The organism is Geomobilimonas luticola (assembly GCF_018476905.1).
GTDB classification, from domain to species: domain Bacteria; phylum Desulfobacterota; class Desulfuromonadia; order Geobacterales; family Geobacteraceae; genus Geomobilimonas; species Geomobilimonas luticola.
Genome location: NZ_JAHCVK010000001.1, coordinates 1,070,042 through 1,082,966, shown reverse-complemented (window position 1 = coordinate 1,082,966; position 12,925 = coordinate 1,070,042). Strand labels below are relative to the sequence as shown.

Annotated in this window: 17 protein-coding genes; 11 read left to right on the top strand and 6 right to left on the bottom strand. The window is 59.8% G+C overall.

Annotated features, from left to right (window positions below; all coding sequences use genetic code 11):
- Window positions 1-46 precede the first annotated feature (46 nt).
- The 4 genes from KI810_RS05035 to KI810_RS05020 all read left to right on the top strand — a co-directional run bounded on the left by KI810_RS05035 (window position 47) and on the right by KI810_RS05020 (window position 2,764).
- Entirely contained in the window at window positions 47-193 is a 147-nt protein-coding gene (locus KI810_RS05035) for a hypothetical protein (RefSeq protein WP_214174358.1), read from the top strand.
- A gap of 106 nt (window positions 194-299) precedes the next feature.
- Entirely contained in the window at window positions 300-1,310 is a 1,011-nt protein-coding gene (locus KI810_RS05030) for a YhdH/YhfP family quinone oxidoreductase (protein ID WP_214174357.1), read from the top strand.
- Window positions 1,311-1,338: 28 nt separating this feature from the next.
- Window positions 1,339-1,905 carry a flavin reductase family protein gene (locus KI810_RS05025; RefSeq protein WP_214174356.1) on the top strand — a complete coding sequence of 189 codons (567 nt, stop codon included), beginning with the start codon at window positions 1,339-1,341 and terminating at the stop codon, window positions 1,903-1,905.
- Window positions 1,906-1,921: 16 nt separating this feature from the next.
- Window positions 1,922-2,764: an epoxyqueuosine reductase gene (locus KI810_RS05020; protein WP_214174355.1), complete on the top strand. Its 843-nt coding sequence runs from the start codon at window positions 1,922-1,924 to the stop codon at window positions 2,762-2,764.
- Between the two features lie 10 nt (window positions 2,765-2,774).
- On the opposite strand, the gene KI810_RS05015 is transcribed toward KI810_RS05020, so the two are convergent.
- The gene (locus KI810_RS05015; RefSeq protein ID WP_214174354.1) at window positions 2,775-2,996 is read right to left on the bottom strand and encodes a ribbon-helix-helix protein, CopG family; all 222 of its coding nucleotides are present in this window, start codon (window positions 2,994-2,996) and stop codon (window positions 2,775-2,777) included.
- Window positions 2,997-3,045: 49 nt separating this feature from the next.
- Window positions 3,046-3,903 carry a zinc metalloprotease HtpX gene (htpX, locus tag KI810_RS05010; RefSeq protein WP_214174353.1) on the bottom strand — a complete coding sequence of 286 codons (858 nt, stop codon included), beginning with the start codon at window positions 3,901-3,903 and terminating at the stop codon, window positions 3,046-3,048.
- A 551-nt stretch (window positions 3,904-4,454) separates the two neighbouring features.
- Between htpX and KI810_RS05005 the strand changes: the two genes are divergently transcribed.
- On the top strand, window positions 4,455-5,663 hold the full coding sequence (locus KI810_RS05005; protein WP_214174352.1) for an MFS transporter: 1,209 nt from the start codon (window positions 4,455-4,457) through the stop codon (window positions 5,661-5,663).
- A 118-nt stretch (window positions 5,664-5,781) separates the two neighbouring features.
- Here the strand turns inward: KI810_RS05005 and KI810_RS05000 are convergent, their stop codons facing one another.
- The 4 genes from KI810_RS05000 to KI810_RS17535 all read right to left on the bottom strand — a co-directional run bounded on the left by KI810_RS05000 (window position 5,782) and on the right by KI810_RS17535 (window position 8,751).
- Window positions 5,782-6,258 carry a DUF2127 domain-containing protein gene (locus KI810_RS05000; protein ID WP_214174351.1) on the bottom strand — a complete coding sequence of 159 codons (477 nt, stop codon included), beginning with the start codon at window positions 6,256-6,258 and terminating at the stop codon, window positions 5,782-5,784.
- Between the two features lie 9 nt (window positions 6,259-6,267).
- On the bottom strand, window positions 6,268-7,332 hold the full coding sequence (locus KI810_RS04995) for an NADH:flavin oxidoreductase/NADH oxidase (RefSeq protein WP_214174350.1): 1,065 nt from the start codon (window positions 7,330-7,332) through the stop codon (window positions 6,268-6,270).
- Between the two features lie 19 nt (window positions 7,333-7,351).
- Window positions 7,352-7,546, bottom strand: coding sequence for a hypothetical protein (locus KI810_RS04990; protein WP_214174349.1), 195 nt, complete (start codon window positions 7,544-7,546; stop codon window positions 7,352-7,354).
- 332 nt (window positions 7,547-7,878) lie between these two features.
- Window positions 7,879-8,751, bottom strand: a complete 873-nt coding sequence (locus KI810_RS17535; protein ID WP_214174348.1) for an EamA family transporter — start codon at window positions 8,749-8,751, stop codon at window positions 7,879-7,881.
- 162 nt (window positions 8,752-8,913) lie between these two features.
- Between KI810_RS17535 and KI810_RS04980 the strand changes: the two genes are divergently transcribed.
- From KI810_RS04980 to hisG, 6 genes are all read left to right on the top strand, one after another.
- Window positions 8,914-9,888 carry a homing endonuclease associated repeat-containing protein gene (locus KI810_RS04980; protein ID WP_214174347.1) on the top strand — a complete coding sequence of 325 codons (975 nt, stop codon included), beginning with the start codon at window positions 8,914-8,916 and terminating at the stop codon, window positions 9,886-9,888.
- A 106-nt stretch (window positions 9,889-9,994) separates the two neighbouring features.
- Window positions 9,995-10,480, top strand: a complete 486-nt coding sequence (locus KI810_RS04975; RefSeq protein ID WP_214174346.1) for a VOC family protein — start codon at window positions 9,995-9,997, stop codon at window positions 10,478-10,480.
- 156 nt (window positions 10,481-10,636) lie between these two features.
- Complete coding sequence (locus KI810_RS04970) at window positions 10,637-10,918, top strand: type II toxin-antitoxin system RelE/ParE family toxin (RefSeq protein ID WP_214174345.1); 282 nt, start codon at window positions 10,637-10,639, stop codon at window positions 10,916-10,918.
- An 8-nt stretch (window positions 10,919-10,926) separates the two neighbouring features.
- Window positions 10,927-11,241, top strand: coding sequence for a HigA family addiction module antitoxin (locus KI810_RS04965; RefSeq protein ID WP_214174344.1), 315 nt, complete (start codon window positions 10,927-10,929; stop codon window positions 11,239-11,241).
- An 18-nt stretch (window positions 11,242-11,259) separates the two neighbouring features.
- Entirely contained in the window at window positions 11,260-11,724 is a 465-nt protein-coding gene (gene hisI, locus KI810_RS04960; RefSeq protein WP_343213470.1) for a phosphoribosyl-AMP cyclohydrolase, read from the top strand.
- Window positions 11,725-11,965: 241 nt separating this feature from the next.
- Window positions 11,966-12,859: an ATP phosphoribosyltransferase gene (hisG, locus tag KI810_RS04955; protein WP_214174342.1), complete on the top strand. Its 894-nt coding sequence runs from the start codon at window positions 11,966-11,968 to the stop codon at window positions 12,857-12,859.
- Window positions 12,860-12,925 lie beyond the last annotated feature (66 nt).

Here is a 12,925-nt window from a genome sequence, read left to right as displayed (position 1 = left end):
GAAGCGGTCACCATGATCTTCCCAGAATTCTCCACGAGGTAATCCGATGGCAAAGCCAAATTTCCAGTTTCAGAAACGGCAGAAAGAGTTGGAACGAAAAAAGAAAAATGAAGAAAAACTGCAACGTAAACGTGAAAAGAGCCTTGGTCTGACCGAAGAAAATCCGGAGCAACCCGTTGAGGAAACGGATTGAAGCAGGGAGGGCCTCTGCCATCCGCTCATAAGCCCCATAGATGTTGACGCCCCACCCCGCTTTCGCGGATAATGTGTCGTTAAGCTGGATCAAGGGAGGAGAAGAGATGGAACAAGGGGAAACGACGTTCAAGGCGCTGGTGGTTGAGAAGACGCCTGACAAGCAGTTCCTGCGGAAAATCCGGGAGCGGAGCATCGGCGACCTGCCGCCGGGAGACCTGGTGGTGCGGGTCCACTACTCCTCCCTCAACTACAAGGATGCCCTCTCCGCCACGGGGCATCCGGGGGTGACGCGGCAGTTCCCCCACACCCCAGGCATCGACGCGGCTGGAGTGGTTATTTCCTGCGAAAGCGGCGACTTCGCGCCGGGGGACAAGGTGCTCGTCACCGGCTACGACCTGGGGATGGAGACCGACGGCGGTTTCGGGCAGTACATTCGTATACCCTCGGCCTGGGGGATTCGGCTCCCTGAAGGGCTGACGTTGCGGGAGAGCATGGCGCTGGGGACTGCCGGTTTCACGGCGGCCCTGTCGGTGCTGAAGCTGGAACTGGCAGGCGTCAAGCCGGATGACGGCGACATCCTCGTCACCGGCGCCACCGGCGGCGTCGGCAGCATCGCCGTCTCGATCCTTTCCCAGGCAGGATACAGGGTGGTGGCGGCCACCGGCAAGAGCGCCGACGAAGAGTATCTCAAGGACCTGGGTGCTGCAGAGGTGATCGGCCGGGACGAGGTGGCGGCAGGAGCGGAGAAGACCCTTCTCCCCGAGCGGTGGGCCGGCGGGGTCGATGTGGTCGGTGGCACGACCCTGGCGGCAGTGCTCAAGAGCACGCAGTACGGCGGCACGGTCACCTGCTGTGGACTGGTCGCCTCACCGGAGCTGCCGGTGAACGTCTACCCCTTCATCCTCAGGGGGGTGAGCCTCGTCGGCATCGACTCGGTCCAGTCCCCCCGGGAGACGCGAGAAGAGGTATGGCGGCGTCTCGCCACCAGCTGGAAGCCGGACCGGCTCGACGGGATGGTGACCGAGTGCACCCTGCCGGGGCTGGAGTTGATGTTCCAGGCGATCCTCCACGGCGGCATCACGGGGCGCGTGGTGGTCAACCTGCTGGAAAGCTGAACCATTTACACACCGACAGGAGAGAACCATGAAGAAATCTGTGGGGGCAAAGACCCTCCTCTTCCCAACGCCGGTCCTGCTGGTAGGCACCTATGATCATGAAGGAAAACCGAACCTTATGAACGCCGCCTGGGGTGGCATCTGCTCCTCCCACCCCCCGAGCATCGCCGTCTCCCTGCGTAAGGAGCGGCATTCCTTTGCCGCCATCGTGGAACGCAAGGCATTCACCATCGGCATCCCGTCGGAAGCCCGGATGAAGGAAGCCGATTACGTCGGCATCTTTTCGGGGCGGGACACGGACAAATTTGCCGCCACCGGCCTCACCCCCGTCAGAAGCGACCTGGTGGACGCTCCCTACGCGGCGGAGGTCCCCATCGTCCTGGAGTGCCGCCTGCTCCATACCCTGGAACTCGGCATCCACACCCAGTTCGTCGGTGAGATCGTCGATGTAAAGGCGGATATCGCGGTGCTCGGCGAAGACGGCCTTCCCGATATCCTGAAAATCAAGCCTCTCGTCTTCGATACCGCACACCGGGGCTACCACGGTATCGGGCCGTTCCTGGGGCAGGCATTCTCGGTGGGGAAAAAGCTGTAACCGGGGGGGGATGCGCATGGAAGAGCGGATAGGAGAAGAAATCCGGCGTTTCGTGGCGGAGAGTCAGGGGAACCGTTTTCCCGATGACAGCGGCCCCTACTTCGACGAACCTCTCGTCGGTTTCGCGGCGGCTGCTGACCCGCTGTTCAGCGACTACAAGAAGATCATCGGCGACTTCCACCTGATGCCGTCCGAACTGCTGGACGGGGCGGCAACGGTGATAGTCTGGGTTTTGCCAGTCACGGCGGCAACGCGGATGACCAATCGCCTGGAAAGCGACTGGCCTTCCCGGAAGTGGGCCCTCACCCGCAGCCACGGCGAGACCTTGAACGGCACTCTCCGGCGGCACCTGGTGGCACACCTGGAAGGGCTCGGCCACCAGGCCGTAGCCCCCCAGTACTCCCCCGCCTGGAAGGAATTCGCCGACACACCGGTCGGCATCGCCTCAACCTGGTCCGAGCGACACGCCGCCTACGCCGCCGGCCTCGGCACCTTCAGCCTTTCCGACGGCCTCATCACCGAGCGGGGAATTGCCCACCGGGTGGGGAGCGTCATCACCACCCTTACCCTCTCCCCCACCCACCGTACCGCCCCGGACCATCGGCACAACTGCCTCTGGTACCGGGAGGGGAGCTGCGGCATCTGCATCGGCCGCTGCCCCGTGGGGGCCATCACCTTTGCCGGCCATGACAAGCCCCGTTGCCGCGAATTCGTCTATGGCGCCGCCCCCCGGGAAGTAAGCGAGCGTTACGGCGTCCAGCAGACCGGCTGCGGCCTCTGCCAGACCCGCGTTCCGTGCGAGGCGGCCGTGCCGCGGGGGAGATTGCACTCAGCGGCACCGACGGACACGGGCAGGTAACCGCCCGGCATCATGCATCAAGACACAGCTTCCTGCGCCGCGCCATCCACAGGTCGAGAGCTTCCCGGACGACTTCCGAGACATTCCGGGATGTGCTCTTGGTGACCCGCTCCAGAAGCCGTTTTTCCTGGTCGCTGATTCTCAGGGAGACGACGTTGGTCAGGGCATGCTCATCCTTTTTCCGGGTCTTTATTTTCTTCGGCTCGCGGGAATATTTTTTGTGAATGGACATCGGTCATTCTCCTTTCTTGTCTGGTTTCTTCCTCTTTCCCCCACATCAGTTACCATCCACCCCGGGCCATACCCTCCAGTCGGGCAATCCGCTCCTCCATGGGGGGGTGGGTAGAGAACAGCTTCAGCAGGCTGCCGCCGGTCAAGGGGTTGACGATGAACATGTGGGCCGTTGCCGGGCGGGCCTCCTGCATCGGCAGCACCTGGGAAGCGTTGTGCAGCTTGCGCAGGGCATTGGCCAGCGCCAGGGGACGGCCGCAGATGCGGGCGCCGGTTTCGTCCGCCAGATACTCGCGGGAACGGGAGACCGCCATCTGGATCAGCATGGCGGCGATGGGGGCGATGATCGCCATGGCCAGGGAACCGATGAGGCCGCCGGCACCTTCCTCGTCATCGCCTCGCCCGGCGCCCAGCATCGCTCCCCACTGGAGCATGTTCCCCAGCATGGAAATGGCGCCGGCAAAGGTGGCGGCAATGGTGCCGACCAGGATGTCCCGGTTCTGGACGTGGGCGAGTTCGTGGGCCATGACCCCCTCCAGCTCTTCGGGGGAGAGGATCCGGAGAATCCCCTCCGTGGCGGCAACGGCAGCATGGGCGGGATTGCGGCCGGTGGCAAAGGCGTTGGGGCTTTCGGACGGGATGATGTAGACCTTGGGCATGGGAAGGCCGGCCTGCTGGGCCAGACGCCGGACCATCCCGTAGAAGGAGGGGTGGTCGTGCTCACCGATCTCCTGGGCGCCGTACATCTTCAGGACGATCTTGTCGGAAAACCAGTAGGAGAAAAAGTTCATGGCGAGGGCCATGAGGAAGGCGAAGACCATGCCGGTCCTGCCGCCGATGGCGCTTCCCATGATGACCATCAGCACGGTGAGGAGGGAGAGGAGAAGGGTTGTCTTGAGTCGATTCATCGTGTTTACCTCCGACGATATGGCCAGGGAAAATCCTGGCTGTTGTTCGCCGGGGGTAATAAAAAAGACCTTCACCCCCGGCATGGTTGCCTGGAATAAAGGTCTTGTTGGCAGGAATCTGCCCCGGTCCCGGGCCTTGCGGCCGTATTGACGGGATCCGGGTCGGCCTTGTACGTGTGGCCGATAACTACTCCCCTTTATGCTACGTCCCAAATTTAATAATTCATGCGGCCGATGTCAAGGGGAAAAAGAATCCCTTCCGAGTTGCTCCGAAAATTCGCAGTTTCTTTCTGTTTGCCTTCTACCTTTCCTCGTGCTCGCGACACAAGAACATTGGTTGAATGATGTACAACCAATTATCTTAATCTGTTAAGCCAAACGCAAACAAAAAAACACCCCGGCTTCCAGCCAAATGTAAAACAATTTTATTTCATATTGACAGCCCACCATACCTCCCTGTAAGTTGTCCCTTGTCAACAGCACACCGTCAGAACAGGCGTGGCAAGACAGCGACATTGCCGGCGGAAACCGCCGGACACAGCAGGAGCATCATGGATTCTTCCGACGCAAAAGTGCTCTGGACAAAACCATACCTTCTCACCATCGTGGCAACCTTTCTCATCTACACCCCCTTTGCCCTTTTTCTCCCCGTCCTGCCGGTCTACGTCATGAAAGAACTGCACGGCTCCACCCTGGCCGCCGGGGGCGCCAACTCCCTGTTTTTTCTTGCCGTGGTCCTGTTCCGAACCCAGACGGAGCGGTTCGAGCTGATGATGGGAAAAACAAAAACGCTGGCCGGTGCGGCGTTCCTCTTCATGGTAAGCAACGCCCTGCTGCTCGCTGCCGGCTCCACCACGGCGGTCATGGCCATCCGCTTTTTCAGCGGTGCCTGTTTTGCCGTCGCCAGCACGCGCCTCATGGCCATGGGGGGTGAAATCGTCCCGTCCGCCCGGAAGGCGGAAGGGATTGCCTACGTGGCGGCAGCCGTCACCGTGGGCATGGCGGTAGGTCCGTTTCTCGGTTTAACCTGTGCCAGGGTGAGCGGGTATCCCTTGGTATTCGGGCTTGCAGCCCTCATGACCCTCGGGGGGGCGCTCGTCTCCCTGCTCATAGCGATTCCCCAACGAACGGGAACCATGCCTGCCGCGGCGGAGACGATCGGCTTCCGTACCCTTTTCGAGCCCCGGGCCATACCCGCGGCCATCGTCATGATGCTCATCATGCTGGCAGTGACCGCGGTCCTTTCCTTCGTATCCGTCTATGCCGATACGCTCCACCTACCCAGGGTCTCGGCCTATTTTTTCGTCGTGCTCGCTCTCTGTGCGGTCGGCTCCCGCCTGCTGGCCGGCAACGCCTATAACCGTTACGGCGCAAACGCCGTCATCTACCCTGCCACCATGTTCCTTGCCGGGGGGCTGTTTCTCCTCAGCACAGCGCGCAGCTCGGTCGAAATGTTCGCCGCCGCCCTGTTGATCGGCTTCACCTACGGCATTCTCGTGCCGACCATGCAAACCCTCGCCTTCGCCAAATCCCCTCCCCACCGGACAGGCGCCGCAGCCGCCACCTACTACACTTTTTTCGATTTCGGCATGAGCGCCAGCGCCTACCTGGTCGGCGCCGCCATTCCCTACCTGGGATATTCACGCATCTACCAGCTTCTCGGATTGCTGGTCCTGGCCGTCACCCTCCTCTACCGGCAGACCTGTGACCGGAACCACCCGGAACGTCCGCGACTGGTGGCTGATGGCGAGTCGCCGTAGCCGGGGCGGCAAACGCAGACGCGCCCCCTTCAGAAGAGTCCGAGATGCAAAAGGGGCGCCCTATAGCGCCCCTCCCTTTGTAACCACCCCATCATGCACGTCCTACGGCGGGACAGGATCACTTCCCCTTCGACCGCACGACCACCACCAACAGGTACGCCACCACCACCCCGTTCACCGCCAGGACCGTCATCCTGGGCCAGGTTATCCCCTGCACCACTTCGTACAGCTCGATGGGAATGTACATCCCGCCGCTCAGAAGCCCGAACCACTCGGCCCATGGCCGCTGCTTCCAGAGTCCGTACGCCTCGGCGAAGCGGATCGCGGCATAGAACATGGCCCCCAGGGCCATGGACCAGAGCTTCATGTCCGTCAGCCTGCCGGAGAGATCGAGAAAGACCCGGGGATAGTGGCTGGCGGGGTTGATGTGGAAGTGGCGGACCAGCTGTTCCGCCGCGGCATGGAGGTCATGGTGGATGAGGGCCAGCAGACCGAAGCCCACCAGGAGCACCAGTGCACCCTTCGCCCCTTCCAACAGCGCAATCGCCCGCAGCCCTCTCGACGACGGATGGAATTTTTTCCTCTTTTTACCCAAGGACGCTCCCTACCCCTTCGCCCGTTCGTACTGCACCGGCCAGACATGCTCCGCCTTCAGCACCGTTGCCGCATGGATGGGCCAGTAGGGATCTCGCAGCATCTCCCGTGCCAGGAGCACCGTGTCGGCAATCCCCGTGGCAATGATCTGCTCCGCCTGCACGGGGCTCGTGATCATCCCCACTGCCCCGGTGGCGATCGACACCTCCCGCCGGATGGCAGCGGCAAAGGGGGTCTGGTAGCCGGGCCCCACGGGAACGTTCGCATGGGGCATCAGCCCCCCCGACGAGCAGTCGATGAGATCGATCCCCAGCTCCTTCAGCCGCCGGCAGAGGACCAGGGACTGCTCCAGGTCCCAGCCACCCTCCACCCAGTCGGTGGCCGAAATTCGCACGAACACCGGCAGGTCGGCAGGCCAGATCTCCCGCACCGTCCGGGCGACCTCCAGGGGAAAGCGCATCCGGTTCTCCAGGCTCCCCCCGTAGTCGTCGGTCCGCCGGTTGGCAAGGGGGGAGAGGAACTCGTTCAGCAGGTAGCCGTGGGCCATGTGCACCTCCACCACCTGAAACCCGGCCGCCAGCGACCGACGCGCACCGGCGGCGAACTGCTCCCGGATTTCCTCCATTTCCTCAAGAGCAAGCTCCCGGGGGACGGGGTGGCCGGTATCGAAAGGAAGCGGGCTCGGTGCCGCAGTCTGCCAGCCGCCATTGCCCGCTTCCACGGGACCGCCCCCATGCCAGGGGGCGCTGCAGGAGGACTTGCGGCCGGCATGGGCCAGTTGGAGGGCCGGCACGGCCCCCTGCTCCCGGATGAAGCGGGCGATGGGGGCAAAAGCCTCCCCGTGGGGATCGCTCCAGATGCCGCTGTCGTCCGGGCTGATCCTCCCCTCGGGAGAGACCGCCGTCGCCTCCACCATCACCAACCCCGCCCCACCCACGGCACGGCTCCCCAGGTGGACCAGGTGCCAGTCGGTCGGCATGCCGTCCCGGCTGGAATACTGGCACATGGGGGAGACGAAGATACGGTTGCGAAACGTCAACCCGCGTAGCGTGAGGGGTGAAAACAGACGGCTCATGGTGTTCTCCTTGCGCAGGCTACTTCCCCGGAGGGGTAGTGGTGAGATAGACGGGGAACGGGTCCGACTCCCAGGTCACTTCCGGGTAGAGGGAGTCGTTGAGGCGGAGGTACGTGCCGTCCACCCCCGACTCGGCCCACCAGCAGTTCTCCCCCCGGACGGGGAGCTTGTCGAACAGGTAGAGATGCTTATCCTTGTCGCGTGCCAGAAACATATCGAGCCTCCTTCAGGTCAGCGGCAGATTGGCCGGAACAGCCGGGTCGGTTGACTTTTGAACCTCCTGCTTTCAATCGAGCCTTTTGCAAAAGCCTTGACAAGTCCCCCTCCCTTTATGGGAGGGGGTCAGGGGGAGGGCAAAACTGCCTTCACTCCCCTCTCCCTGGCCCTCCCCCACAAAGGGGGGAGGGAATATTGTGGAAGTTTTGCAACACGCTCAATCTGTAGCTTTTAATCTATACCATAAAAATGCGGAGATTGACACCCATGGCAGCACGCGAGAAGGACAACCGTGACGGTTGAACCCGAGGTAATGCTAGCGGAGGTTATTCAGCCGAGGCGGATGAGGAGGGCGCCGGCCAGGATAACCAGCGCCGCCCCGAACCGTATCCGGCCGCACGACTCGCCGAGGAAGAAGATGCCGATGAGCACCCCCATGAGGATGCTCACCTGGCGCACCGGCACGGCGTAGCTCACGGGGGAGAGATTGAGGCCGTAGCGAAAGGTGAGAAACGACGCCATCATCACCGGGCCGCTCACGAGGATGAGCCCCCAGTGCTCCCGCAGTTCGGCAACAATGTGGGGATGGTAGCGGGGGCGGAGGATATTGAAGCTCATGATCCCCAGCATGATCAGGACGAGAAAATAGGTGAAGTAGAGGGGGGAGTAGTCGCGGACGCCGACCTTTTCGGCGATGGAGCCGAGGGAGTAGATGAATCCCGCCGCCAGGGCGTACTGCACCGACCGGGAACCGAGATTGCGGAATGGGCGGATGAACTCGGAAAAGGAGAGACGCTCCATCTGCACCGAGAAGGCCCCGAAGATGACGACCAGAATGCCGGCGATCCCGAGGGGCGTCAGTCGCTCCCGCAGGAGCCACATCCCCCAGATGGGGACATAGACCATGGAGGTCTGACAGAGGGGGTAGACCACCGACAGGTCCCCCTCCTGGTAGGCGCGGCCGTTCAGCAGGTGGTAGAGGACGAAACAGACCGCCCCCACCGTCACGAGCAGGAGCGTCGTCACGTCGGGCCAGTGGAACCGCTCCGGCACCAGCGGCAGGGTGACCGTAAAGAGTCCGCCTGAGGCGACGAACATCCACCAGATGAAGACCGTCTTGTGACGGCTCCGCTTCACCAGCAGGTTCCAGAGGGCGTGCATGACGGCAGAGATGACGATGAGGATAAAGGCGAGGGTACTCACCCGGGGAGTATAGCGAAAACGGATTTTTTTAGCGAGACTAAAATTTTAATTATACTTGATAGTCGGGATAAGTTGGCTCAGCAGTTCAGCAATAATTTAAATTCATTGGAAAAATCATTTACAGCCTGTCGAGGAATGCGTATATTTTTGATGTATTGAACCATGGCAAAAGGGAAAAACGAACGAGGGGTTCACGCCAATACAAGTAGTTACGAAGTAGTTACGCAGAAAAGGAAGAAAATGGAATTTGTGCTAAAACGCCTTCCAGAGTATACGGACGAAGCACTGTTTATGGAAATTAGACGTGTAGCCGAACTTATTCAGCATCCAACGATCTCCACCACGGAGTTCAGGAAACACTCCCGAGTCAGTCCGTCTACAATTCAGAAGCGTTTCGGAAGTTGGGAGCAAGCACTTTGTGCTGCCGGCTTATCTGAACGTTTCGATTCTTCAAATAAGGAAGTGCGCAAAGAGGATATTATCTCAGAACTCCAAAGGGTTTCGAATCTTCTTGGTGTCAAAGAGTTCAGTAGGAAGCAGTTCAATGCGAATGCAAAATTTACAGATGCTGTAATCAGAAGAGCCTTTGGCACGTGGCACAAGGCAATGCAGGCTGCTGGTTTGTCAACAAATGCATTGGGCAAACGGTACACAGATGAAGAGTGTTTCGAGAATTTATTGCAGGTCTGGAGCCATTACGGGCGAGCTCCACAGCATAGAGAGATGACAATTGCCCCGTCCGTAGTTGGCCCCAAGGCATACACTCTCAGGTGGGGCTCGTGGACAAAGGCACTATATGCATTTGTGGAGCGGGTCAACAGCGATGTTCAGTCCGCTGATGCCCCGCCGGGAATCGATTCCGGTGCTTCAATCAGTCAATATTCAACAAAAAAATCAAAAGTAGAAGAAGAAAATTGTCGGGACATAAAACTGGGGCTTCGATATACCGTACTCAACCGAGACCGCTTTAAGTGCGTACTCTGCGGAAATTCTCCAGCTATGTCTATTGATTGCCGCCTTCATGTAGACCACATTATCCCCTTTTCGAAGGGAGGCAAGACAGAGATTTGTAACCTTCGCGCGCTTTGTCAGCACTGCAATCTTGGTAAAAGCAATCGAATGGAAGAGGGTGCCTAACAAGGCCAGTGGAGCGGCTACGGCGAAAAGCCGCCGCCCCGCTCACCGCCCACGACGTTATGCGAATTAAGATGAAGTAACACGTCCATAGACCAGGAGGGGTGACATGAATAAGCACGCAAAGAATACGATTTGCCTTTGGTACGATGGCGACGCCGAGGAGGCGGCGCGATTTTATGCCAGGACCTTTCCAGATTCATCCGTTGGCGCGGTGCACCTCGCGCCGGGGGACTTTCCTTCCGGGAAAAAAGGGGATGTGTTGACGGTCGAGTTTACCGTGATGGGAATTCCCTGCCTCGGGCTCAATGGCGGACCCGAGGTCAAACACAACTGGGCATTTTCGTTTCAGGTCGCAACCGTCGACCAGGCCGAAACCGATCGTTACTGGAACGCCATCGTCGGCAACGGTGGTGAAGAGAATGCGTGCGGCTGGTGCCAGGATAAATGGGGCTTGTCCTGGCAGATTACGCCGATCGCGCTGACAGAAGCGATAACCGATCCCGATCCCGCCGCTGCCAAGCGTGCTTTCGATGCAATGCTGGAGATGAAAAAGATCGACATCGCTGCAATCGAGGCGGCGCGCCACGATTGAATGTGTAATCTTCGAAGCGTGCATCTCGGAAGCACAGGGCCCCGTTAACATCCCCAAAACTATCCCCCCTGCCCAAAGGAATCGTCCAAGTTTTTGTCACGCACAAAGTGACACAAGCTATTGACACGCACCGCGTGACAAATTATAGTGGTTCATGTGATCAAAACATTCGCCGACAAGCATACGCAGCAACTCTACCTCACCGGCAAGTCACGACGTTTGCCTGCGGATGTCACTGGCAGGGCGGTTCGCCGGCTGGAATACATAGACCTGGCTAGCAGCCTCGACGACCTGAAAGTCCCACCCAGCAACCGTCTCCATCCACTGAAGGGAGATCGTACCGGCCAGCATTCAATATCCATCAATGATCAGTGGCGGATCTGCTTTCGTTGGGAAGACGGCGACGCTTTTGACGTGGAAATAACCGACTATCACTGAGGTACACCATGAGTATCAAGAACAGAGGAAAACGCCAGATTCCCCCGACCCACCCCGGTGCCATGCTCCGCGAGGATTTCATGCCGGATTACGGGTTGACCGTCGCCACTCTTGCCGAAACGCTCGGCGTGTCGCGCCAGACCGTGAACGAACTGCTCCGTGAGCGGCGGGCACTTACCCCAGCCATGGCGCTCCGGCTTTCCCGCCTGTTCGGCAACAGCCCCGAATTCTGGCTCAATGCCCAACGGGCAGTGGACCTGTGGCAGGCAGAGAAGGAACTGGCGAACGACCTGGGACGGATTCGCACCCTCCGGGCGGCGTAACACAACTTCTTCACGGTAATTGCCGCCTATTCTCCTGTTGACACCCCGCCGGGGAGCGGTGTATTACATGAAGGCTTTTACTCGGAAAAGAGGAGAAACGACGCAATGATCAAGATCGATTTCGACAAGATGGGGGGGCTGATCCCCGCCATCATCCAGGACTACGAGAACGGTGAGGTGCTGATGGTCGCCTTCATGGACCAGAAGACCCTGGACCTGACCCTGAAGGACGGCAAGACCTGGTTTTTCAGCCGGACCCGGAACAAGTACTGGATGAAGGGGGAGGAGTCGGGGAACACCCAGGAGGTGATGGAGGTTCTCACCGACTGCGACGCCGACACCGTGGTGATCAAAGTGAAACAGAACGGCCCCGCCGCCTGCCACACGGGAAACCGGAGCTGTTTCTACGTCCGCTGGGAGAACGACCAGTGGGTGGAGCATTCCAAGCCGCTGTTCGACCCGAACGAAGTTTACAAAAAATAAGCTTTTTTGACGCAGATGCGCAAAGAGAACCTTAAATCATTCGGGACACGGAAAAGTCGGAAAAATCGGGATATCAGCGGATTCAGGCCCAACTTCAACCAAACCCAAATCAGAGGTTTATCCGCCTTTATCGGATGTTCTCCGCTTTTTCCGCGTTCAATTGTGTTTTTGGGTTAAATGTATTTTTTTGCGCCTTAGCATCGTTGCGTCAGAATTCATAGTCAAGAATTGAGAGGTTTCCATGTCAAATATACTGAAATTCGGCATTCCCAAGGGGAGCCTGGAAGACGCCACCGTTGACCTGTTCAAGCAGGCGGGGTGGAAGGTGGGAATTTCGTCCCGCAGCTACTTCCCCACCATCGACGACGACGAGATGAACTGCAAGCTGATCCGTCCCCAGGAGATGGGGAAGTACGTTGAGAGGGGAACCATCGACGTGGGGATCGCCGGCCGCGACTGGGTCCGGGAAAACGACTCGGACGTGATGGAAGTCTGCGAGATGGTCTACTCCAAGGTCTCCCGCCGGCCGGTCCGCTGGGTACTGGTGGTGGCACAGGACTCCAAGGTGCAGAAGCCGGAAGACCTCCATGGCGCCACCATCTCCACCGAGCTGGTCGGCTTCACCAAGCGCTACTTCGCCGAGCGGAACATACCGGTGACGGTGGAGTTCTCCTGGGGGGCGACGGAGGCGAAGGTGGTGGACGGGCTCTGCGACGCCATCGTGGAGGTGACGGAGACCGGCTCCACCATCCGGGCCAACAACCTGCGGATCGTCTGCGACCTGATGGAGTCGGTGCCGGTGCTGATCGTCAACAAGGCATCCTGGGCCGATCCCTGGAAGCGGGCCAAGATCCAGCAGATCGCCACCCTCCTCAAGTCGGCCCTGGCCGCCGAAGGGATGGTGGGGATCAAGATGAACGCCCCCAACGACCGGGTGGAGGCGATCACGAAGGTGCTCCCGAGCCTCAACAACCCGACGGTGGCCCATCTCTACAACTCCGACTGGGTCTCCATCGAGAGCGTCCTCCCGGAAAAGGAGGTGCGCCGCATCGTCCCGGAACTTATCAGCCTCGGCGCCGAGGGGATCGTGGAGTACCCCCTCTCCAAAATCATCCAGCCCGCCATCACGGACTAACTCAAAAAGCCCCCGGCAAACCGGGGGCTTTCTTTGTTTTCCCACACGTTCTGAGACATCCGGCGT